Origin of the sequence: Pseudomonas sp. CFBP 13711 (assembly GCF_014842265.1) — a bacterium.
In the GTDB taxonomy this organism is placed as follows: domain Bacteria; phylum Pseudomonadota; class Gammaproteobacteria; order Pseudomonadales; family Pseudomonadaceae; genus Aquipseudomonas.
Genome location: NZ_JACYVI010000021.1, coordinates 14,478 through 33,392 on the forward strand (window position 1 = coordinate 14,478; position 18,915 = coordinate 33,392).

General features: G+C 54.4%; 33 protein-coding genes. All 33 read left to right on the forward strand.

Translation table 11 applies throughout. The features are described from left to right. Window positions 1–29: 29 nt before the first annotated feature. The 33 genes from rpsL (at window position 30) to bfr (ending at window position 18,914) form a co-directional block, all read left to right on the forward strand. Window positions 30–401 (forward strand): 30S ribosomal protein S12, encoded by a 372-nt coding sequence (rpsL, locus tag IFT47_RS25880; RefSeq protein ID WP_002555494.1) that lies wholly within the window; start codon window positions 30–32, stop codon window positions 399–401. 116 nt (window positions 402–517) lie between these two features. Next, a complete protein-coding gene (rpsG, locus tag IFT47_RS25885; RefSeq protein WP_002555493.1) occupies window positions 518–988 on the forward strand; it encodes a 30S ribosomal protein S7 in 471 nt (156 codons plus the stop codon). A gap of 30 nt (window positions 989–1,018) precedes the next feature. Continuing rightward, complete coding sequence (gene fusA, locus IFT47_RS25890) at window positions 1,019–3,124, forward strand: elongation factor G (protein WP_192174976.1); 2,106 nt, start codon at window positions 1,019–1,021, stop codon at window positions 3,122–3,124. Window positions 3,125–3,155: 31 nt separating this feature from the next. Next, window positions 3,156–4,349: an elongation factor Tu gene (gene tuf, locus IFT47_RS25895; RefSeq protein ID WP_024646116.1), complete on the forward strand. Its 1,194-nt coding sequence runs from the start codon at window positions 3,156–3,158 to the stop codon at window positions 4,347–4,349. 139 nt (window positions 4,350–4,488) lie between these two features. Beyond that, on the forward strand, window positions 4,489–4,800 hold the full coding sequence (rpsJ, locus tag IFT47_RS25900) for a 30S ribosomal protein S10 (RefSeq protein ID WP_003186070.1): 312 nt from the start codon (window positions 4,489–4,491) through the stop codon (window positions 4,798–4,800). 81 nt (window positions 4,801–4,881) lie between these two features. Continuing rightward, a complete protein-coding gene (gene rplC / locus IFT47_RS25905; protein ID WP_065988459.1) occupies window positions 4,882–5,517 on the forward strand; it encodes a 50S ribosomal protein L3 in 636 nt (211 codons plus the stop codon). A gap of 12 nt (window positions 5,518–5,529) precedes the next feature. Then, window positions 5,530–6,132 (forward strand): 50S ribosomal protein L4, encoded by a 603-nt coding sequence (gene rplD / locus IFT47_RS25910; RefSeq protein ID WP_037017717.1) that lies wholly within the window; start codon window positions 5,530–5,532, stop codon window positions 6,130–6,132. After that, window positions 6,129–6,428: a 50S ribosomal protein L23 gene (rplW, locus tag IFT47_RS25915; RefSeq protein ID WP_065988457.1), complete on the forward strand. Its 300-nt coding sequence runs from the start codon at window positions 6,129–6,131 to the stop codon at window positions 6,426–6,428. The genes rplD and rplW overlap by 4 nt, the downstream gene beginning before the upstream one ends. A gap of 14 nt (window positions 6,429–6,442) precedes the next feature. After that, entirely contained in the window at window positions 6,443–7,267 is an 825-nt protein-coding gene (gene rplB, locus IFT47_RS25920; RefSeq protein ID WP_003210080.1) for a 50S ribosomal protein L2, read from the forward strand. Window positions 7,268–7,283: 16 nt separating this feature from the next. Then, entirely contained in the window at window positions 7,284–7,559 is a 276-nt protein-coding gene (gene rpsS / locus IFT47_RS25925; protein ID WP_002555486.1) for a 30S ribosomal protein S19, read from the forward strand. Window positions 7,560–7,572: 13 nt separating this feature from the next. Then, complete coding sequence (gene rplV / locus IFT47_RS25930) at window positions 7,573–7,905, forward strand: 50S ribosomal protein L22 (protein ID WP_003103908.1); 333 nt, start codon at window positions 7,573–7,575, stop codon at window positions 7,903–7,905. Between the two features lie 13 nt (window positions 7,906–7,918). Then, on the forward strand, window positions 7,919–8,605 hold the full coding sequence (gene rpsC, locus IFT47_RS25935) for a 30S ribosomal protein S3 (RefSeq protein WP_003176422.1): 687 nt from the start codon (window positions 7,919–7,921) through the stop codon (window positions 8,603–8,605). 12 nt (window positions 8,606–8,617) lie between these two features. Beyond that, window positions 8,618–9,031 carry a 50S ribosomal protein L16 gene (gene rplP / locus IFT47_RS25940; RefSeq protein ID WP_003186052.1) on the forward strand — a complete coding sequence of 138 codons (414 nt, stop codon included), beginning with the start codon at window positions 8,618–8,620 and terminating at the stop codon, window positions 9,029–9,031. Continuing rightward, window positions 9,031–9,222, forward strand: a complete 192-nt coding sequence (rpmC, locus tag IFT47_RS25945) for a 50S ribosomal protein L29 (RefSeq protein WP_002555481.1) — start codon at window positions 9,031–9,033, stop codon at window positions 9,220–9,222. Before rplP ends, rpmC begins: the two co-directional genes overlap by 1 nt. A gap of 2 nt (window positions 9,223–9,224) precedes the next feature. Further along, window positions 9,225–9,491: a 30S ribosomal protein S17 gene (rpsQ, locus tag IFT47_RS25950; RefSeq protein ID WP_003194644.1), complete on the forward strand. Its 267-nt coding sequence runs from the start codon at window positions 9,225–9,227 to the stop codon at window positions 9,489–9,491. Between the two features lie 23 nt (window positions 9,492–9,514). Beyond that, window positions 9,515–9,883: a 50S ribosomal protein L14 gene (gene rplN, locus IFT47_RS25955; RefSeq protein WP_002555479.1), complete on the forward strand. Its 369-nt coding sequence runs from the start codon at window positions 9,515–9,517 to the stop codon at window positions 9,881–9,883. Window positions 9,884–9,894: 11 nt separating this feature from the next. Further along, window positions 9,895–10,209 (forward strand): 50S ribosomal protein L24, encoded by a 315-nt coding sequence (gene rplX / locus IFT47_RS25960; protein ID WP_002555478.1) that lies wholly within the window; start codon window positions 9,895–9,897, stop codon window positions 10,207–10,209. Window positions 10,210–10,229: 20 nt separating this feature from the next. After that, the gene (gene rplE / locus IFT47_RS25965; RefSeq protein WP_037017720.1) at window positions 10,230–10,769 is read left to right on the forward strand and encodes a 50S ribosomal protein L5; all 540 of its coding nucleotides are present in this window, start codon (window positions 10,230–10,232) and stop codon (window positions 10,767–10,769) included. Between the two features lie 13 nt (window positions 10,770–10,782). Continuing rightward, window positions 10,783–11,088, forward strand: a complete 306-nt coding sequence (gene rpsN, locus IFT47_RS25970) for a 30S ribosomal protein S14 (RefSeq protein WP_003186042.1) — start codon at window positions 10,783–10,785, stop codon at window positions 11,086–11,088. Between the two features lie 214 nt (window positions 11,089–11,302). After that, window positions 11,303–11,695: a 30S ribosomal protein S8 gene (rpsH, locus tag IFT47_RS25975; RefSeq protein ID WP_037017722.1), complete on the forward strand. Its 393-nt coding sequence runs from the start codon at window positions 11,303–11,305 to the stop codon at window positions 11,693–11,695. Window positions 11,696–11,707: 12 nt separating this feature from the next. Continuing rightward, window positions 11,708–12,241, forward strand: coding sequence for a 50S ribosomal protein L6 (gene rplF, locus IFT47_RS25980; protein ID WP_108121485.1), 534 nt, complete (start codon window positions 11,708–11,710; stop codon window positions 12,239–12,241). A gap of 10 nt (window positions 12,242–12,251) precedes the next feature. Further along, window positions 12,252–12,602, forward strand: coding sequence for a 50S ribosomal protein L18 (gene rplR / locus IFT47_RS25985; protein ID WP_037017727.1), 351 nt, complete (start codon window positions 12,252–12,254; stop codon window positions 12,600–12,602). Window positions 12,603–12,605: 3 nt separating this feature from the next. Beyond that, entirely contained in the window at window positions 12,606–13,106 is a 501-nt protein-coding gene (gene rpsE / locus IFT47_RS25990) for a 30S ribosomal protein S5 (RefSeq protein ID WP_037017729.1), read from the forward strand. Window positions 13,107–13,108: 2 nt separating this feature from the next. Next, window positions 13,109–13,285: a 50S ribosomal protein L30 gene (gene rpmD / locus IFT47_RS25995; protein ID WP_028621547.1), complete on the forward strand. Its 177-nt coding sequence runs from the start codon at window positions 13,109–13,111 to the stop codon at window positions 13,283–13,285. Window positions 13,286–13,288: 3 nt separating this feature from the next. Continuing rightward, complete coding sequence (rplO, locus tag IFT47_RS26000) at window positions 13,289–13,720, forward strand: 50S ribosomal protein L15 (RefSeq protein ID WP_037017733.1); 432 nt, start codon at window positions 13,289–13,291, stop codon at window positions 13,718–13,720. After that, a complete protein-coding gene (secY, locus tag IFT47_RS26005) occupies window positions 13,721–15,052 on the forward strand; it encodes a preprotein translocase subunit SecY (protein WP_065988454.1) in 1,332 nt (443 codons plus the stop codon). A 28-nt stretch (window positions 15,053–15,080) separates the two neighbouring features. Beyond that, window positions 15,081–15,197 (forward strand): 50S ribosomal protein L36, encoded by a 117-nt coding sequence (gene rpmJ / locus IFT47_RS26010; RefSeq protein ID WP_002555468.1) that lies wholly within the window; start codon window positions 15,081–15,083, stop codon window positions 15,195–15,197. Between the two features lie 131 nt (window positions 15,198–15,328). Further along, the gene (rpsM, locus tag IFT47_RS26015) at window positions 15,329–15,685 is read left to right on the forward strand and encodes a 30S ribosomal protein S13 (RefSeq protein WP_037017739.1); all 357 of its coding nucleotides are present in this window, start codon (window positions 15,329–15,331) and stop codon (window positions 15,683–15,685) included. Window positions 15,686–15,715: 30 nt separating this feature from the next. Then, window positions 15,716–16,105: a 30S ribosomal protein S11 gene (rpsK, locus tag IFT47_RS26020; RefSeq protein WP_002555466.1), complete on the forward strand. Its 390-nt coding sequence runs from the start codon at window positions 15,716–15,718 to the stop codon at window positions 16,103–16,105. An 18-nt stretch (window positions 16,106–16,123) separates the two neighbouring features. Next, a complete protein-coding gene (gene rpsD / locus IFT47_RS26025) occupies window positions 16,124–16,744 on the forward strand; it encodes a 30S ribosomal protein S4 (protein ID WP_037017742.1) in 621 nt (206 codons plus the stop codon). A gap of 22 nt (window positions 16,745–16,766) precedes the next feature. Next, the gene (locus IFT47_RS26030) at window positions 16,767–17,768 is read left to right on the forward strand and encodes a DNA-directed RNA polymerase subunit alpha (protein WP_007970428.1); all 1,002 of its coding nucleotides are present in this window, start codon (window positions 16,767–16,769) and stop codon (window positions 17,766–17,768) included. 42 nt (window positions 17,769–17,810) lie between these two features. Beyond that, entirely contained in the window at window positions 17,811–18,197 is a 387-nt protein-coding gene (gene rplQ / locus IFT47_RS26035) for a 50S ribosomal protein L17 (RefSeq protein ID WP_074891753.1), read from the forward strand. 252 nt (window positions 18,198–18,449) lie between these two features. Then, a complete protein-coding gene (gene bfr, locus IFT47_RS26040) occupies window positions 18,450–18,914 on the forward strand; it encodes a bacterioferritin (protein ID WP_122623962.1) in 465 nt (154 codons plus the stop codon). Window position 18,915 lies beyond the last annotated feature (1 nt).

Consider the following 18,915-nt stretch of genomic DNA (forward strand, 5'->3'; position numbering starts at 1 on the left):
GCGTCGCAAGACAACAGTGGAGCTAGTAGATGGCAACTATCAACCAGCTGGTACGTCAGCCGCGCAAGCGTATCGTCGAGAAATCCGACGTGCCTGCGCTGCAGAACTGCCCGCAGCGTCGTGGTGTGTGCACTCGCGTGTATACAACTACGCCGAAAAAACCTAACTCGGCATTGCGTAAAGTCTGCCGTGTGCGTCTGACCAACGGTTTCGAGGTTTCCTCGTACATCGGTGGTGAAGGCCACAACCTGCAAGAGCACAGCGTCGTACTGATTCGCGGCGGCCGTGTAAAAGATTTGCCAGGTGTTCGTTACCACACCGTTCGCGGTTCGTTGGATACCTCCGGTGTCAAAGGTCGTAACCAGGGTCGTTCGAAGTACGGTACCAAGAAGCCTAAGTAGTAGCGGCTTTTTGTAAAAATTGAATCATCTTATTTTCTGAGTCGATAAGAGTAAGGTCGGAGGCGCCAGTAGGTGCTGATTCCGAGCGAACCTGAAGACCGTTTGAGGGCTTATCCATGCCAAGAAGACGCGTAGCAGCCAAGCGCGAAGTGCTTGACGATCCAAAATACGGCAGCCAGATCCTGGCCAAGTTCATGAACCACGTTATGGAAAGCGGCAAGAAAGCCGTTGCCGAGCGTATCGTTTATGGCGCGCTGGAAAAGGTTAAAGAACGCAAGAACTCCGATCCCCTGGAAATCTTCGAGAAAGCTCTCGACGCCATCGCTCCGCTGGTCGAAGTGAAGTCGCGCCGTGTAGGCGGTGCTACTTACCAGGTTCCGGTCGAAGTTCGTCCGTCCCGTCGTAATGCTCTGGCAATGCGTTGGCTGGTAGACTTCGCGCGCAAGCGCGGTGAGAAGTCTATGGCTCTGCGTTTGGCTGGCGAACTGTTGGACGCCGCCGAAGGTAAAGGTGCTGCGGTCAAGAAGCGTGAAGACGTGCACCGTATGGCTGAAGCCAACAAAGCTTTCTCGCACTACCGCTTCTAATTTCAGCGTCACTAATTTTGCGAGGGCTTTATGGCTCGTACTACACCGATCAACCGTTACCGTAACATTGGTATCGTTGCTCACGTGGATGCTGGTAAAACCACCACCACCGAGCGCGTCCTTTTTTACACCGGTAAAAGCCACAAGATGGGCGAGGTGCATGACGGCGCCGCGACCACCGACTGGATGGTTCAGGAGCAGGAGCGTGGTATTACCATTACTTCTGCTGCTATTACTGCCTTTTGGCAGGGTTCCGAGAAGCAACACAAAGACCAATACCGCTTCAACGTCATTGACACCCCGGGCCACGTAGACTTCACCATTGAAGTTGAGCGTTCCCTGCGTGTACTCGACGGCGCGGTCGTTGTGTTCTGTGGTACTTCTGGCGTTGAGCCTCAGTCCGAAACTGTATGGCGTCAAGCCAACAAGTACGGTGTTCCACGTATCGTTTACGTGAACAAAATGGACCGTGCTGGCGCAAACTTCCTGCGCGTAATTGCTCAGATCAAGCAGCGTCTGGGTCACACTCCGGTGCCGATCCAGCTGGCAATTGGTGCTGAAGACAACTTCCAGGGTCAGATCGATCTGATGTCCATGGAAGCGGTCTACTGGAACGATGCCGATAAGGGTATGGTCCCGGTTCGCAAGCCTATCCCTGCTGAATTGCAGGAACTGGCTAACGAATGGCGCAGCAACATGGTAGAGGCTGCGGCCGAAGCCAATGAAGAGCTGATGAACAAGTACCTTGAGGGTGAAGAACTCACCAACGAGGAAATCAAGGCTGCTCTGCGTCAGCGTACTATCGCTGGTGAGATCGTTCTTGCTGTTTGCGGTTCTTCCTTCAAGAACAAGGGTGTCCCCCTGGTTCTCGACGCCGTTATCGACTACCTGCCAGCTCCAGTCGACATTCCTGCTATCAAGGGCACCAACCCTGATAACGAAGAAGAAGAGATGGAGCGTCACGCAGACGACAACGAGCCGTTCTCGGCTCTGGCGTTCAAGATCGCTACCGACCCATTCGTGGGTACCTTGACGTTCGTCCGTGTTTACTCGGGCGTGTTGGCATCCGGCGACGGCGTGATCAACTCGGTCAAGGGCAAAAAAGAGCGCGTGGGTCGTATGGTGCAAATGCACGCAAACGCTCGCGAAGAGATCAAGGAAGTACGCGCTGGTGACATCGCGGCCTTGATCGGCATGAAGGACGTCACCACTGGTGAAACGTTGTGCAACGCTGACAAGCCAATCATCCTGGTTCGGATGGACTTCCCGGAGCCGGTTATTTCGGTTGCTGTAGAGCCTAAAACCAAGGATGACCAGGAAAAAATGGGTATCGCACTGGGCAAACTTGCTCAGGAAGACCCGTCTTTCCGCGTCAAAACTGATGAAGAGACTGGTCAGACGATCATCTCTGGCATGGGCGAGCTGCACCTGGACATCCTGGTTGACCGGATGCGCCGTGAGTTTAACGTCGAAGCCAACATCGGTAAGCCTCAGGTTTCGTATCGTGAGCGCATCACGAAGAACTGTGAAATCGAAGGCAAGTTCGTTCGCCAGTCCGGCGGTCGTGGTCAGTTCGGCCACTGCTGGATCCGTTTTGCACCTGCTGACGAAGGTCAGGAAGGTCTGCAATTCGTGAACGAAGTAGTGGGTGGTGTGGTTCCTAAGGAATACATCCCGGCTATCCAGAAGGGCATCGAAGAGCAGATGAAGAACGGCGTTGTTGCCGGCTATCCGCTGATCGGCCTGAAGGCTACCGTGTTTGATGGTTCTTACCACGACGTCGACTCGAACGAGATGGCGTTTAAGGTGGCTGCTTCCATGGCGACCAAGCAACTGGCCCAGAAGGGCGGTGGTGAGTTGCTTGAGCCGATCATGGCTGTAGAGGTTGTTACGCCTGAAGACTATATGGGTGACGTGATGGGCGACCTTAATCGTCGTCGCGGCATGATCCTGGGTATGGAAGATACGGTCTCCGGCAAAGTAATTCGTGCCGAGGTTCCGTTGGGTGAGATGTTCGGTTATGCGACCGACGTTCGCTCCATGTCCCAAGGTCGCGCAAGCTACTCTATGGAATTCAAAAAATACAATACAGCTCCGTCGCACATCGTCGAAACTGTAACCAAAAAACAAGGCTGATTCAGCGCCTTTAGGCTAGGAGTTATTTGTCGTGGCTAAAGAAAAATTTGATCGTTCCCTTCCGCACGTCAACGTTGGCACTATCGGTCACGTTGACCATGGTAAAACCACGCTGACCGCTGCTCTGACTCGCGTCTGCTCCGAAGTTTTCGGTTCGGCTCGTGTTGACTTCGACAAGATCGACAGCGCACCAGAAGAGAAGGCTCGCGGTATCACCATCAACACTGCTCACGTTGAGTACAACTCGTCCGTGCGTCACTACGCACACGTTGACTGCCCAGGTCACGCCGACTACGTGAAGAACATGATCACTGGTGCTGCCCAAATGGACGGCGCTATCCTGGTTTGTTCGGCTGCTGATGGTCCGATGCCACAAACTCGTGAGCACATCCTGCTGTCCCGTCAGGTAGGCGTTCCGTACATCGTGGTCTTCCTGAACAAGGCTGACCTGGTAGACGACGCTGAGCTTCTGGAACTGGTTGAGATGGAAGTGCGCGATCTGCTGAGCACTTACGACTTCCCGGGCGACGACACTCCAATCATCATCGGCTCTGCCCGCATGGCGTTGGAAGGCAAAGACGACAACGAGATGGGCACCACTGCCGTCAAGAAGTTGGTTGAAACTCTGGACAGCTACATTCCTCAGCCAGAGCGTGCTGTCGACAAGCCGTTCCTGATGCCAATCGAAGACGTATTCTCGATCTCCGGTCGCGGTACTGTTGTGACTGGTCGTGTTGAGCGCGGTATCGTCAAGGTTCAAGATCCACTGGAAATCGTTGGTCTGCGTGACACTACTGTCACCACCTGCACCGGTGTTGAAATGTTCCGTAAGCTGCTCGACGAAGGTCGTGCTGGCGAGAACTGCGGCGTTCTGTTGCGCGGCACCAAGCGTGACGACGTTGAGCGTGGCCAGGTTCTGGTCAAGCCAGGCACCGTCAAGCCGCACACTCAGTTCGAAGCTGAAATTTACGTGCTGAGCAAAGAAGAAGGCGGCCGTCACACTCCGTTCTTCAAAGGCTACCGTCCACAGTTCTACTTCCGTACTACCGACGTAACTGGTAGCTGCGAACTGCCGGAAGGCGTTGAGATGGTTATGCCAGGCGATAACGTGAAAGTTTCCGTTACCCTGATCAAGCCAATCGCAATGGAAGACGGTCTGCGTTTCGCTATTCGTGAAGGCGGTCGTACCGTCGGCGCTGGCGTCGTGGCCAAAATCATCGCGTAAGCGATGATCTTCAAAAAGAGCCCCCGCTTGCGGGGGCTTTTTTATTGGGTTGACACCCCGTTAGCTCGTCTATAGAATTGCGCCTCCTTTAAACGGGCGTATTGCGCTCGGTGGGAAGTAGCCTGGAGTCTGAAATCCAATGCAAAATCAGCAAATCCGTATCAGGTTGAAGGCTTTTGACCATCGCCTGATCGACCAATCCACCCAGGAAATCGTGGAAACCGCGAAACGTACTGGTGCTCAAGTGCGTGGTCCGATTCCACTCCCTACCCGTAAAGAGCGGTTCACCGTTCTGGTTTCTCCGCACGTCAACAAAGACGCGCGCGACCAGTACGAGATCCGCACTCATAAGCGTGTTCTGGACATCGTCCAGCCAACGGATAAAACCGTTGATGCGCTGATGAAGCTTGATCTTGCGGCAGGTGTGGAAGTACAGATCAGCCTCGGCTAAGACTCGGGTCTTAGTCGTGTAACGCTCTGAAATGGGCGGCCATAGCGGGTGAAAGCCCCGTACACTCATGAGGTTTACAACATGACTATTGGTGTAGTCGGTCGTAAATGCGGTATGACCCGTATTTTCACCGAAGAAGGTGTCTCCATTCCGGTTACGGTCATTGAGATCGAGCCGAATCGCGTCACCCAGTTCAAAACCGAAGAAGTCGATGGCTATCGTGCAGTGCAAGTCACTGTCGGCGTTCGTCGTGCTTCCCGTGTGACTGCTGCTCAAGCAGGTCACTTCGCTAAAGCGAACGTTGCTGCAGGTCGTACTGTCCTGGAATTCCGTCTTGAAGAAGGCGAATACAAGGCTGGCGATCTGATCAATGCAGAAATCTTTGCTGCTGGCCAGATGGTAGATGTTACCGGTCAGTCCAAGGGTAAGGGCTTCCAAGGTACTATCAAGCGCCACAATTTCCGTGGTCAAGATAATACTCACGGTAACTCCGTGTCCCACCGCGTCCCGGGCTCTATCGGCCAGTGCCAGACTCCTGGTCGTGTATTCAAGGGCAAAAAAATGTCCGGTCATATGGGCGCTGAGCGCGTGACCGTGCAGTCCCTGGAAGTAGTGCGCGTGGACGCTGAACGCAATCTGTTGTTGGTCAAGGGTGCTGTTCCTGGCGCTACTGGCGGCAATGTGGTTGTACGTCCAGCAGCCAAGGCTCGCGGTTAAGGGGAAGCTGACATGCAATTAAATGTAAATGACGCTCAAGCGATCGAAGTTTCCGAACTGACATTTGGCGGCGAATTCAACGAGACGCTGGTTCACCAGGCAGTCGTGGCCTACATGGCTGGCGGTCGTCAGGGTAGCAAGCAGCAAAAGACCCGTTCTGACGTATCCGGTGGCGGTAAGCGCCCTTGGCGTCAAAAGGGTACTGGCCGTGCTCGTGCCGGTACTATCCGTAGCCCGATCTGGCGCGGCGGCGGTACCACTTTCGCAGCACGTCCTCAGGATCACTCTCAGAAGCTCAACAAGAAGATGTATCGCGCTGCACTGCGCTCCATCCTTGCTGAACTAGTCCGTACTGATCGTCTGGTCGTGGTTCAGGACTTCGCTGTTGAATCGCCGAAAACCAAAGATCTGCTGGGCAAGCTGAATGACATGAGCCTGACCGACGTTTTGATCGTGTCGGACGCTGTTGATCAGAACCTGTACCTGGCTGCTCGTAACCTGCCGCACGTTGATGTACGTGATGTTCAAGGTTCCGATCCAGTTAGTCTGATCGCATACGACAAAGTGTTGATCACTGTGTCGGCCGTGAAGAAATTCGAGGAGCTGCTGGGATGAACCAGGAACGCGTATTTAAAGTTCTGCTTGGCCCGCACGTTTCCGAGAAGGCTACGGTTCTGGCAGACAAAAAAGGTCAGTTCGTTTTCAAGGTTGCTACTGATGCAACCAAGCTGGAAATCAAGAAGGCCGTCGAAAGCCTGTTCAGCGTGAAAGTAGAGCGTGTCACTACCCTGAATGTTATGGGTAAGACCAAGCGCACTGCTCGCGGTCTGGGCAAGCGTAATGACTGGAAGAAGGCGGTTATCTCCCTTCAGCCAGGCCAAGATCTCGATTTCAGCAGCAGTGCTGAGTAAGGAAGGGGTGCATCATGGCAATCGTTAAATGCAAACCGACTTCCCCTGGCCGCCGTTTTGTGGTCAAGGTGGTCAACCAGGAGCTGCATAAAGGCGCTCCTCACGCACCGCTGCTCGAGAAAAAATCGAAGACTGGTGGTCGTAACAACAATGGCCGCATCACTACTCGTCACATCGGTGGTGGTCATAAGCAGCATTATCGTCTGGTCGATTTCCGTCGCAACGACAAGGATGGCATTGCTGCCACCGTCGAGCGTATTGAATACGATCCAAACCGTACTGCTCACATCGCACTGCTGCTGTACGCAGACGGCGAGCGTCGTTACATCATCGCGCCTAAAGGCGTGAGTGCTGGCGACCAGCTGATCGCGGGCGCTTTGGCTCCAATCAAGCCAGGCAACGCTCTGCAGCTGCGCAACATCCCAGTGGGTTCTACCGTTCACGGCATCGAACTGAAGCCGGGTAAAGGTGCTCAGATCGCCCGTTCTGCTGGTGCGTCTGCACAGCTGATCGCTCGTGAAGGTGTCTACGTGACTCTGCGTCTTCGCTCCGGTGAGATGCGTAAAGTTCTGGCTGAATGCCGTGCGACTCTGGGTGAGGTCTCGAACTCCGAGCACAGCCTGCGTTCGCTGGGTAAAGCTGGTGCCAAACGCTGGCGTGGCGTTCGCCCAACCGTTCGTGGTGTTGCCATGAACCCGGTTGACCACCCACATGGTGGTGGTGAAGGTCGTACCTCTGGTGGTCGTCATCCGGTATCGCCGTGGGGCTTCCCGACTAAGGGCGCGAAGACTCGTGGTAATAAGCGTACCGACAAAATGATCGTCCGTCGTCGCAAGTAAATAGAGGGATACGACAGTGCCACGTTCTCTGAAAAAAGGTCCTTTTATTGATCTTCACCTACTGAAGAAGATCGAAGTGGCGGCGGAAAAGAACGATCGCAAACCAGTTAAGACCTGGTCGCGTCGTTCTATGATCCTGCCACAAATGGTCGGTTTGACCATTGCTGTGCATAACGGTCGTCAGCATGTTCCTGTTCTCGTGAACGAAGACATGGTCGGCCACAAACTAGGCGAGTTTGCCGGTACCCGCACTTATCGTGGGCACGTGGCAGACAAGAAAGCCAAGCGTTAAGGGGTAAGGAACGATGGAAGTAGCCGCTAAGTTGTCGGGCGCTCGAATCTCCGCCCAGAAAGCCCGCTTGGTCGCCGACCAGATCCGCGGGAAGAAGGTGGGCGAAGCGCTCAACCTGTTGGCTTTCAGCAGTAAGAAAGCCGCCGAGATCATGAAGAAAGTGCTGGAGTCGGCCGTAGCCAACGCCGAGCATAACGAAGGCGCAGACGTTGATGACCTCAAGGTCTCCACCGTTTTCGTCAACGAAGGGCGTTCGCTGAAGCGCATCATGCCACGTGCCAAAGGCCGTGCTGATCGCATCGTCAAGCGGTCTTGCCATATCACTGTCAAGGTTGCTGACAAGTAACGGAGTCGAAGAGATGGGTCAGAAAGTACATCCCATTGGCATTCGCCTGGGAATCGTCAAGGAGCACACCTCCGTCTGGTACGCAGACGGTCGGACTTATGCGGACTATTTGTTCGCTGATCTGAAGGTGCGAGAGTATCTCCAAGACAAACTAAAAAGCGCGTCCGTAAGCCGTATCGATATCCATCGTCCGGCGCAGACTGCACGCATCACCATCCACACCGCTCGTCCAGGTATCGTTATCGGGAAGAAAGGTGAGGATGTTGAGAAGCTGCGTCAGGACCTGACCAAGCAAATGGGTGTGCCTGTGCACATCAATATCGAAGAGATCCGTAAGCCGGAGCTCGACGGTATGCTGGTTGCGCAGAGCGTAGCTCAGCAGCTGGAGCGTCGCGTAATGTTCCGTCGCGCTATGAAGCGTGCAGTGCAGAACGCCATGCGCATTGGTGCCAAAGGCATCAAAATCCAAGTGAGCGGTCGTCTCGGCGGTGCTGAAATTGCACGTACTGAATGGTATCGCGAAGGTCGTGTGCCATTGCACACCCTGCGTGCCGACATCGACTATGCCAACTACGAAGCTCACACCACTTACGGTGTGATCGGTGTAAAGGTTTGGATCTTCAAAGGCGAAGTAATTGGTGGTCGCCAAGAAGAGCTGAAACCGCAAGCACCAGCGCCTCGTAAAAAAGCTGCTAAGTAAGGGGTACGCCAAATGTTGCAACCTAAGCGTACGAAGTTCCGCAAGCAGATGACCGGCCACAACCGTGGTCTGGCATTGCGCGGTAGCAAAGTCAGCTTCGGCGAGTTCGCGCTGAAGTCTGTTGCTCGTGGTCGTCTCACCGCTCGTCAGATCGAGTCAGCGCGTCGTGCACTGACCCGTCACGTTAAACGTGGCGGCAAGATCTGGATCCGTGTATTCCCGGACAAGCCTGTCACCAAAAAGCCACTCGAAGTTCGGATGGGTAAAGGTAAGGGTAACGTGGAGTACTGGGTTGCCCAGATTCAGCCAGGCAAAGTCCTGTATGAAATCGAGGGTGTTTCCGAAGAGTTGGCGCGTGAGGCTTTCGCCCTGGCTGCTGCAAAGCTGCCGCTCGCCACCTCCTTTGTTAAGCGGACGGTGATGTGATGAAAGCGAATGAACTTCGTGAAAAATCAGCACAGCAACTGAACGAGCAACTGCTCGGCTTGCTGCGCGACCAGTTCAATCTGCGCATGCAGAAAGCAACTGGCCAGTTGGGGCAGTCTCACCTGCTCTCGCAAGTTAAGCGTGACATCGCTCGCGTGAAGACTGTGCTCAACCAGCAGGCAGGTAAGTAATCATGGCTGAAGCCGAAAAAACCGTCCGTACGCTGACTGGCCGTGTCGTCAGCGACAAGATGGACAAGACCATCACCGTACTGATCGAGCGTCGCGTCAAGCACCCAATCTACGGTAAATACGTTAAGCGTTCGACTAAGCTGCACGCGCACGACGAAACCAATCAGTGCCACATCGGCGACAAGGTCACTATTCGTGAAACTCGTCCGATGGCCAAGACTAAGTCCTGGGCACTGGTTGATGTTCTCGAACGCGCTGTGGAAGTCTAAGGGCTAGGGGTCGGAGAAATTATATGATTCAGACTCAATCCATGCTCGATGTGGCCGATAACAGCGGCGCACGCCGCGTTATGTGCATCAAGGTGCTTGGTGGCTCTCATCGTCGTTACGCTGGTATCGGTGACATCATCAAAGTTACCGTCAAGGAAGCAATTCCGCGCGGTAAGGTGAAAAAAGGCCAAGTGATGACTGCAGTAGTAGTCCGCACTCGCCATGGTGTTCGTCGCGCAGACGGCTCCATCATCCGCTTTGATGGCAACGCTGCTGTTCTGTTGAACAACAAGCAAGAGCCGATCGGCACCCGTATCTTTGGGCCAGTGACCCGTGAACTTCGTACTGAGAAGTTCATGAAGATCGTCTCGCTCGCCCCAGAAGTGCTGTAAGGAGATCCGACATGCAAAAGATTCGTCGTGACGACGAGATCATCGTGATCGCCGGCAAAGACAAAGGTAAGCGCGGTAAGGTGCTCAAGGTTCTCGCTGACGACCGCTTGGTCGTTGGTGGGATCAACCTGGTGAAGCGTCATACCAAGCCAAACCCGATGTCGGGCGTACAGGGCGGTATCGTCGAGAAAGAAGCGCCATTGCACGCTTCTAACGTCGCCATTTTCAACGGCGCAACCAACAAGGCTGACCGCGTTGGTTTCAAAGTTGAAGACGGCAAGAAAATTCGTGTCTTCAAGTCGACCCAAAAAGCGGTTGATGCTTGAACACTGCTAGGTAGAAGACCATGGCACGACTAAAAGAGATTTACTGGAAAGAAATCGCACCGAAGCTTAAGGAAGAACTTAAGCTTTCGAACGTGATGGAAGTTCCACGCGTTACCAAGATCACCCTGAACATGGGTCTGGGCGAAGCGATCGGCGACAAAAAAGTCATCGAGCACGCTGTTGCAGATCTGGAAAAAATCACCGGCCAAAAAGTCGTCGTGACCTACGCTCGCAAATCTATCGCTGGCTTTAAAGTCCGTGAAGGTTGGCCGATCGGCGTCAAAGTGACTCTGCGCCGTGAGCGTATGTATGAATTCCTGGATCGTCTGCTGTCGATCTCCCTGCCTCGGGTCCGCGACTTCCGCGGCCTGAATGCCAAGTCCTTCGATGGACGTGGTAACTACAGCATGGGCGTTAAAGAGCAGATCATTTTCCCGGAAATCGACTACGACAAGATCGATGCCCTGCGCGGTCTGGACATTACCCTGACCACCACTGCTCGTACGGACGAAGAAGGTCGCGCATTGCTGCGTGCTTTCAAGTTCCCGTTCCGCAACTGATTGGAGTAGGACCATGGCCAAGAAGAGCATGAAAAACCGTGAGCTGAAGCGTCAGCTCACCGTTGCCAAGTACGCTACCAAGCGTGCTGCGCTGAAAGCGATCATCGTGGATCTGAACGCAAGTCCAGAAGCACGTTGGGAAGCTACGGTCGCACTGCAGAAGCAGCCACGTGATGCAAGTGCCTCGCGCATGCGTAATCGTTGCCGCCTGACAGGTCGTCCGCACGGCGTGTACCGCAAGTTCGGCCTCGGCCGTAACATGCTGCGTCAAGCAGCAATGCGTGGCGACGTACCAGGTCTGGTTAAAGCCAGCTGGTAAGCAGTTATTCACGCAGTACGCCCATTGTGTTCACGTCGAACCGATGGGCGTAGAGCCTGAATTTGAATCAAGCCCCTTTTGGGGCTTGATTCATTTCTGGGGTGCGCCTAGAATTGCCGGCTCGCCAGAGCCCGTGCTCGCACGTGCCCGGAATTTTAAGGCGACAGGTTGTAGCCGTAAGGCTCATTTTTTTTGTATCAGGAGCGTCTAGCCCATGAGTATGCAGGACCCGTTAGCGGACATGCTAACTCGTATCCGTAATGCCCAGATGGCTGAAAAGCCCGTCGTAAGCATGCCATCCTCCACGTTGAAGGTGGCTGTAGCCAAAGTCTTGAAGGACGAAGGTTACATTGCGGGTTATCAGATCAGCAGCGAAACAAAGCCGTTGCTATCCATCGAGCTGAAGTACTTCGAAGGCCGTCCGGTCATCGAGGAAGTGAAGCGCGTTAGCCGTCCAGGCCTGCGTCAGTACAAGTCCGTCGATGAGTTGCCAAAAGTTCGTGGCGGCCTCGGTGTGTCTATCGTCTCCACCAACAAAGGTGTGATGACGGATCGTGCTGCGCGCGCTGCCGGTGTCGGCGGCGAAGTGCTTTGCACTGTGTTCTAAGGGGGGATAAGCATGTCACGCGTAGCTAAGAACCCCGTTAAGTTGCCAGCAGGCGTCGAAGTCAAGCTCGTCGGCCAGCAGCTTTCGGTGAAGGGTGCCAAGGGCACTCTAGACCTGAACATTCATTCGTCCGTTGAAATTGTTGAAGAGTCCGGTGAGCTGCGTTTTGCTGCTCGCAACGGCGATCAACAAACTCGCGCAATGGCCGGTACCACTCGTGCGTTGGTAAACAACATGGTCCAAGGCGTAAGCCAAGGCTTCGAGCGCAAGCTCCAGCTGGTCGGTGTTGGTTACAAAGCGCAAGCAAAAGGCACGGTACTGAACCTGGCCCTTGGCTTCTCGCACCCAGTGGACTACGAATTGCCGGAAGGCATCACCGCTGAGACTCCCAACCAAACCGATATCGTTATTCGCGGTATCGACAAGCAGTTGGTTGGTCAAGTGGCCGCTGAGATCCGCGACTTCCGCCGTCCAGAGCCGTACAAAGGCAAAGGCGTGCGTTACGCGGACGAAGTCGTCCGTCGTAAAGAAGCCAAGAAGAAGTAGGGCATAGCAAATGACCGTCAAAAAAGTTACCCGACTGCGTCGCGCTCGCAAAGCACGCCTGAAAATGCACGAACTCGAAGTCGTGCGTCTCTGCGTGTACCGCTCTTCGCAGCACATTTATGCCCAGGTCATCTCGGCCGACGGCAGCAAAGTCCTGGCAAACGCCTCGACTTTGGACAAAGAACTGCGTGATGGCGCCACTGGCAACATCGACGCGGCCACTAAAGTTGGCCAGCTGATCGCTGAGCGTGCGAAAGCCGCCGGTGTATCGCAAGTGGCTTTTGATCGTTCTGGCTTCAAGTACCACGGTCGCGTTAAGGCGCTGGCTGATGCTGCTCGTGAAGGCGGGCTGGAGTTCTAAGTTATGTCAAATAACGACCAAAAACGCGACGAAGGCTACATCGAGAAGCTGGTACAAGTTAATCGCGTAGCAAAAACCGTTAAAGGCGGCCGTATCTTCACTTTCACCGCGTTGACCGTGGTTGGTGATGGTAAAGGGCGTGTTGGCTTCGGCCGTGGCAAGTCACGTGAAGTGCCTGCTGCGATCCAGAAGGCAATGGAAGCTGCTCGCCGCAACATGATCCAGGTCGATCTGAACGGTACCACGCTGCAGTACGCTATTAAGTCCGCTCATGGGGCTTCGAAGGTCTACATGCAGCCTGCGTCGGAAGGTACTGGCATCATCGCTGGCGGCGCAATGCGCGCCGTTCTCGAAGTTGCTGGCGTCCACAACGTTCTGGCCAAGTGCTACGGTTCGACTAACCCGGTCAACGTTGTTCACGCAACGTTCAAGGGTTTGAAGACCATGCAGTCCCCTGAGTCCATCGCTGCTAAACGCGGCCTGAACGTCCAGGAGATCTTCTGATCATGGCTACCGTTAAAGTAACGCTGATCAAAAGCATGACCGGCCGCATCCCTAACCACAAATTGTGCGTTAAGGGTTTGGGTCTGCGTCGCATCGGTCACACTGTAGAAGTCGTTGATACCCCGGAAAACCGTGGGATGATCAACAAGGCTTACTACATGCTGCGAGTCGAGGGTTAATCGATGAAACTCAATGATCTGAGTCCAGCGCCGGGTTCCCGTCGCGAAAAGCATCGTCCGGGCCGTGGTATCGGTAGTGGTTTGGGCAAGACCGGTGGCCGTGGCCACAAAGGTCAGACCTCCCGCTCCGGTGGCACCATTGCTCCGGGCTTCGAAGGCGGCCAACAGCCGTTGCATCGTCGTCTGCCCAAGTTCGGCTTCGTCTCTTTGAAAGCTATGGATCGTGCTGAAGTTCGCACCTCCGAGCTGGCTAAAGTAGAAGGCGTCGTCACTGTGCAGTCCCTGAAGGATGCCAACGTGATCAACCAAAACGTACAGCGTGTGAAAATCATGCTGTCCGGTGAGGTTACTCGCGCAGTCACCCTCAAAGGTATCGCAGCCACCAAAGGTGCGCGTGCGGCTATCGAAGCAGCTGGCGGCAAGTTCGAGGAATAAATGGCTAAGCAAGGTGCTCTCTCAGCGCTAGGCAAAAGCGGCGGGTTGTCCGAACTCTGGGCTCGTCTGCGTTTCCTGTTCCTGGCGATTATCGTCTATCGGATCGGTGCGCATATCCCAGTTCCGGGTATCAACCCTGACCGTCTGGCGGACCTGTTTCGACAGAATGAGGGGACCATTCTTAGCTTGTTCAACATGTTTTCAGGTGGTGCGCTGGAGCGCATGAGCATTTTTGCACTGGGGATCATGCCGTATATCTCGGCATCGATCATCATGCAGCTCATGACCGCGGTCAGCCCGCAGCTGGAGCAGTTGAAGAAGGAAGGTGAGGCTGGTCGTCGTAAGATCAGCCAGTACACCCGCTATGGCACCGTCGTCCTGGCTCTGGTTCAAGCTATTGGCATGTCCATTGGTTTGGCCGGTCAGGGCGTTGCGTTCTCAGCAGATATCGGCTTCCACTTCGTTGCAGTCACCACCTTTGTTGCTGGTGCGCTGTTCATGATGTGGCTGGGCGAGCAGATCACTGAGCGAGGTGTTGGCAACGGTATCTCGATGTTGATTTTTTCGGGTATCGTCGCCGGTCTTCCGAGAGCGATCGGGCAGTCTTTCGAGTCTGCACGTCAGGGTGATATCAATATCTTCGCCTTGGTCGCCATCGGTTTGCTGGCAGTAGCGATCATCGGTTTCGTGGTGTTCATCGAGCGTGGTCAGCGTCGTATTGCTGTTCACTACGCCAAACGTCAGCAGGGCCGCAAGGTCTTCGCTGCGCAGACGAGCCACTTGCCGTTGAAAGTGAACATGGCGGGCGTTATTCCTGCCATCTTCGCTAGCAGCATCTTGCTGTTTCCGGCTTCGCTGGGTGCCTGGTTCGGTCAGTCTGAAGGTATGGGCTGGTTGCAGGACATCTCGCAGTCGATCGCACCTGGTCAGCCGTTGAATATTCTGCTGTTTAGTGCAGGGATTATTTTCTTCTGCTTCTTCTATACGGCGTTGATGTTCAATCCGAAAGACGTAGCGGAAAACCTGAAGAAGTCCGGTGCCTTTATTCCGGGCATTCGTCCTGGTGAGCAGTCTGCGCGCTATATTGATGGCGTTCTGACTCGTCTGACCATGTTCGGTGCTCTCTATATGATGGCCGTGTGCTTGCTTCCACAGTTTCTCGTGGTCGCTGCAAACGTGCCGTTTTACCTTGGCGGGACCTCGTTGCTGATCGTGGTCGTGGTTGTGATGGACTTCATGTCCCAAGTGCAATCGCACCTCGTTTCGCACCAGTATGAATCCCTGATGAAGAAAGCCAACCTGAAGGGCTACGGCAGCGGCATGCTGCGCTGAAGCACCCATAAGGTTCGAGGAGTTGGTGATGAAAGTTCGTGCATCGGTGAAAAAGCTGTGCCGCAACTGCAAGATTATTCGCCGCGAAGGTGTTGTTCGAGTAATTTGCAGCGCGGAACCACGTCACAAGCAGCGCCAAGGCTAAATGTGATCTGTGCTAAAAGCCCAGCAGCTAGTGCGCTGCTGGGTTGATTATTTGTTATTACAGCGATATTATCTCGCGCCCTATTTCTTGGCTTCCGGGGCGTAGGTAGCTGTCAATTGGAGTCCCACTGAATGGCCCGTATTGCAGGCGTTAACATTCCAGATAACAAGCATACTGTTATCTCGCTGACCTACATCTATGGTGTTGGTCGCACAACTGCACACAAAATCTGTGCTACTACCGGGGTTAACCCGGCGGTAAAGATCAAAGATCTGAGCGACGAGCAGATTGAACAGCTGCGTGGCGAAGTCGCGAAGTTCACCACTGAAGGTGATCTGCGTCGCGAAATCAACATGAAAATCAAGCGCTTGATGGACCTCGGTTGCTATCGCGGTCTGCGTCATCGTCGTGGTCTTCCAGTACGCGGTCAGCGTACCAAGACTAACGCGCGTACCCGTAAAGGTCCGCGTAAGCCGATCCGCAAGTAATCGCCCCAGCGAATCGACAGGAATTAAATCATGGCAAAACCTGCTGCTCGTCCTCGTAAAAAAGTTAAAAAGACAGTGGTTGATGGCATCGCCCACATCCATGCATCTTTTAACAACACAATCGTGACCATCACCGACCGTCAAGGTAACGCTCTGTCCTGGGCAACCTCCGGTGGTTCGGGTTTCCGCGGTTCCCGCAAGTCCACGCCGTTTGCTGCTCAAGTAGCTGCCGAACGTGCTGGTCAAGCTGCGCTGGAATACGGCCTGAAAAACCTCGACGTCAACGTCAAAGGTCCAGGTCCAGGTCGTGAATCTGCTGTCCGTGCTTTGAACGGCTGCGGCTACAAGATCGCCAGCATCACCGACGTGACGCCAATCCCGCACAACGGGTGCCGTCCGCCGAAGAAGCGCCGCGTGTAATCCAGGAGATTGTAAAGAATGGCTCGTTACATTGGTCCAAAATGCAAACTCGCTCGTCGCGAAGGCACCGATCTCTTTCTGAAGAGCGGCGTGCGCGCGATCGAATCGAAGTGCAACATCGAAGCAGCACCTGGTATCCACGGCCAACGCCGCGGTCGCCAGTCCGACTACGGCACCCAACTGCGTGAAAAGCAGAAAGTCCGTCGTATTTATGGCGTTCTCGAGCGTCAGTTCAGCGGTTACTACAAAGAAGCTGCCGGCAAGAAAGGCGCAACTGGTGAGAACCTGCTGCAACTGCTCGAATGCCGTCTGGACAACGTTGTATACCGCATGGGCTTTGGTTCGACTCGTGCCGAATCGCGTCAGCTGGTATCGCACAAGTCGGTCAGCGTAAACGGCAAAACCGTTAACGTTCCGTCCTACCAGGTCCGTGCTGGTGACGTAGTGGCAATTCGCGAAAAAGCGAAGAACCAGCTGCGTATTGTCCAGGCTCTCGATCTGTGTGCCCAACGTGGCCGCGTAGAATGGGTAGAAGTAGACACTGAGAAAAAGTCTGGCGTCTTCAAAAGCGTCCCAGCTCGCAGTGATCTGTCCGCCGACATCAACGAAAGCCTGATTGTCGAGCTCTACTCCAAGTAAGGGCTAGAAAATAGGTGCATCCATGCAGATTTCGGTAAATGAGTTCCTGACACCCCGCCACATTGATGTGCAGGTTGTCAGTCCGACCCGCGCCAAAATCACTCTCGAGCCTCTCGAGCGTGGTTTCGGCCATACCCTGGGCAACGCGCTGCGCCGCATCTTGTTGTCCTCCATGCCCGGCTGTGCAGTAGTCGAGGCCGAGATTGATGGTGTACTCCATGAGTACAGCGCAATCGAAGGTGTACAGGAAGATGTCATTGAAATCCTGTTGAACCTGAAAGGTCTGGCTATCAAGCTGCACGGTCGAGACGAAGTTACGCTGACCTTGTCGAAGAAGGGTTCGGGGGTGGTTACCGCTGCCGATATTCAGCTGGATCATGATGTCGAGATCGTTAACCCCGATCACGTAATCGCTAACCTGGCGTCTAACGGCGCCCTGAACATGAAGCTCGTTGTAGCTCGTGGTCGCGGTTATGAACCAGCAGACTCGCGTCAGAGCGATGAAGACGAAAGCCGCAGCATTGGTCGCTTGCAGCTCGACTCTTCGTTCAGCCCGGTTCGTCGCATTGCATACGTGGTGGAAAACGCCCGTGTCGAGCAACGTACCAACCTGGACAAGCTGGTTATCGATCTGGAAACCAACGGTACTCTGGATCCTGAAGAGGCTATCCGTCGTGCAGCAACCATTCTGCAACAGCAGTTGGCTGCGTTCGTCGACCTCAAAGGTGACAGCGAACCCGTTGTAGTCGAACAGGAAGACGAGATCGATCCGATCCTGCTTCGTCCGGTTGACGATTTGGAACTGACCGTACGTTCGGCCAACTGCCTTAAGGCGGAGAACATTTACTACATCGGCGACCTGATTCAGCGCACCGAAGTAGAACTGTTGAAGACTCCGAACCTGGGCAAGAAATCCTTGACCGAGATCAAGGACGTTCTGGCTTCTCGTGGTCTCTCCCTCGGCATGCGCCTCGACAACTGGCCGCCTGCAAGTCTTAAGAAGGACGACAAGGCGACTGCCTGATCGTCGTAATCACCGAACGTACTGTTTGGTAAGGAATGAACCATGCGTCATCGTAAAAGTGGACGTCACCTGAGCCGTACCAGCTCTCACCGTAAGGCCATGTTCCAAAACATGGCGGTGTCGCTGTTCGAGCACGAGCTGATCAAAACTACCCTGCCGAAAGCCAAAGAACTGCGTCGCGTTGCTGAGCCGCTGATCACCTTGGCCAAGATTGACAGCGTTGCTAACCGTCGTCTGGCATTTGACCGTACCCGTTCGAAAGAAATGGTCGGCAAACTGTTTAACGATCTGGGCAAGCGTTATGCAACTCGTGAGGGTGGCTACCTGCGCATCCTCAAGTGCGGCTTCCGCGCTGGCGACAACGCGCCTATGGCGTACGTCGAACTGGTTGATCGTCCTGTCGGTGGCTCTGTAGAAGCCGCTGAATAAGACATCAGTCAATACAAAGAACCGGGCCTAGTGCCCGGTTTTTTGTTGTCCGCGCCAAAGCCTCCCGGAGCGCTAGGCTCAGCGTAATTCGGGGTGATTCTAAGTGATAAACGGAACCCTCCTCATTTACCCGTCTTTTCGGTACCAAATGTCCGAATTTCGCCGGATTTCTATGTTTATTTGCTATGCCGTAGGGTGACCAACCAGTCTGGTTGGTTCAAACTAACGCCTTTCACGTGGAGATGGACGGCGATGCAAGGCCACCCGGATGTAATTGATTACCTCAACACGCTGTTGACTGGCGAACTGGCTGCGCGCGACCAGTATTTCGTTCACTCGCGGATGTACGAAGATTGGGGTTTTAGCAAGCTGTACGAACGTATCAATCACGAGATGGAAGAAGAGGCTCAACACGCAGATGCGTTGATGCGCCGGATTCTGATGCTCGAAGGCACTCCGCGTATGCGTCCTGACGATCTGGATGTGGGCACTACTGTACCGGAGATGCTCGCCAGCGATCTTCGCCTGGAATACAAGGTGCGAGCCGCACTGTGCAAAGGTATTGCGCTCTGTGAGCAGCACAGAGACTACGTCAGCCGCGACATCCTCCGCATTCAACTCGCCGACACCGAAGAAGACCATACCTATTGGCTTGAGAAGCAATTAGGCCTGATCAAGTCCATCGGCCTCGAAAACTATCTTCAGTCGCAGTTCTGAT

Bases quoted from the DNA above. Each gene is read 5' to 3' on its own strand.
- rpsL (WP_002555494.1), top strand. From the start codon at position 30: ATGGCAACTATCAACCAGCTGGTACGTCAGCCGCGCAAGCGTATCGTC.
- rpsG (WP_002555493.1), top strand. From the start codon at position 518: ATGCCAAGAAGACGCGTAGCAGCCAAGCGCGAAGTGCTTGACGATCCA.
- fusA (WP_192174976.1), top strand. From the start codon at position 1,019: ATGGCTCGTACTACACCGATCAACCGTTACCGTAACATTGGTATCGTT.
- rpsJ (WP_003186070.1), top strand. From the start codon at position 4,489: ATGCAAAATCAGCAAATCCGTATCAGGTTGAAGGCTTTTGACCATCGC.
- rplC (WP_065988459.1), top strand. From the start codon at position 4,882: ATGACTATTGGTGTAGTCGGTCGTAAATGCGGTATGACCCGTATTTTC.
- rplD (WP_037017717.1), top strand. From the start codon at position 5,530: ATGCAATTAAATGTAAATGACGCTCAAGCGATCGAAGTTTCCGAACTG.
- rplW (WP_065988457.1), top strand. From the start codon at position 6,129: ATGAACCAGGAACGCGTATTTAAAGTTCTGCTTGGCCCGCACGTTTCC.
- rplB (WP_003210080.1), top strand. From the start codon at position 6,443: ATGGCAATCGTTAAATGCAAACCGACTTCCCCTGGCCGCCGTTTTGTG.
- rplV (WP_003103908.1), top strand. From the start codon at position 7,573: ATGGAAGTAGCCGCTAAGTTGTCGGGCGCTCGAATCTCCGCCCAGAAA.
- rpsC (WP_003176422.1), top strand. From the start codon at position 7,919: ATGGGTCAGAAAGTACATCCCATTGGCATTCGCCTGGGAATCGTCAAG.
- rplP (WP_003186052.1), top strand. From the start codon at position 8,618: ATGTTGCAACCTAAGCGTACGAAGTTCCGCAAGCAGATGACCGGCCAC.
- rpmC (WP_002555481.1), top strand. From the start codon at position 9,031: ATGAAAGCGAATGAACTTCGTGAAAAATCAGCACAGCAACTGAACGAG.
- rpsQ (WP_003194644.1), top strand. From the start codon at position 9,225: ATGGCTGAAGCCGAAAAAACCGTCCGTACGCTGACTGGCCGTGTCGTC.
- rplN (WP_002555479.1), top strand. From the start codon at position 9,515: ATGATTCAGACTCAATCCATGCTCGATGTGGCCGATAACAGCGGCGCA.
- rplX (WP_002555478.1), top strand. From the start codon at position 9,895: ATGCAAAAGATTCGTCGTGACGACGAGATCATCGTGATCGCCGGCAAA.
- rplE (WP_037017720.1), top strand. From the start codon at position 10,230: ATGGCACGACTAAAAGAGATTTACTGGAAAGAAATCGCACCGAAGCTT.
- rpsN (WP_003186042.1), top strand. From the start codon at position 10,783: ATGGCCAAGAAGAGCATGAAAAACCGTGAGCTGAAGCGTCAGCTCACC.
- rpsH (WP_037017722.1), top strand. From the start codon at position 11,303: ATGAGTATGCAGGACCCGTTAGCGGACATGCTAACTCGTATCCGTAAT.
- rplF (WP_108121485.1), top strand. From the start codon at position 11,708: ATGTCACGCGTAGCTAAGAACCCCGTTAAGTTGCCAGCAGGCGTCGAA.
- rplR (WP_037017727.1), top strand. From the start codon at position 12,252: ATGACCGTCAAAAAAGTTACCCGACTGCGTCGCGCTCGCAAAGCACGC.
- rpsE (WP_037017729.1), top strand. From the start codon at position 12,606: ATGTCAAATAACGACCAAAAACGCGACGAAGGCTACATCGAGAAGCTG.
- rpmD (WP_028621547.1), top strand. From the start codon at position 13,109: ATGGCTACCGTTAAAGTAACGCTGATCAAAAGCATGACCGGCCGCATC.
- rplO (WP_037017733.1), top strand. From the start codon at position 13,289: ATGAAACTCAATGATCTGAGTCCAGCGCCGGGTTCCCGTCGCGAAAAG.
- secY (WP_065988454.1), top strand. From the start codon at position 13,721: ATGGCTAAGCAAGGTGCTCTCTCAGCGCTAGGCAAAAGCGGCGGGTTG.
- rpmJ (WP_002555468.1), top strand. From the start codon at position 15,081: ATGAAAGTTCGTGCATCGGTGAAAAAGCTGTGCCGCAACTGCAAGATT.
- rpsM (WP_037017739.1), top strand. From the start codon at position 15,329: ATGGCCCGTATTGCAGGCGTTAACATTCCAGATAACAAGCATACTGTT.
- rpsK (WP_002555466.1), top strand. From the start codon at position 15,716: ATGGCAAAACCTGCTGCTCGTCCTCGTAAAAAAGTTAAAAAGACAGTG.
- rpsD (WP_037017742.1), top strand. From the start codon at position 16,124: ATGGCTCGTTACATTGGTCCAAAATGCAAACTCGCTCGTCGCGAAGGC.
- IFT47_RS26030 (WP_007970428.1), top strand. From the start codon at position 16,767: ATGCAGATTTCGGTAAATGAGTTCCTGACACCCCGCCACATTGATGTG.
- rplQ (WP_074891753.1), top strand. From the start codon at position 17,811: ATGCGTCATCGTAAAAGTGGACGTCACCTGAGCCGTACCAGCTCTCAC.
- bfr (WP_122623962.1), top strand. From the start codon at position 18,450: ATGCAAGGCCACCCGGATGTAATTGATTACCTCAACACGCTGTTGACT.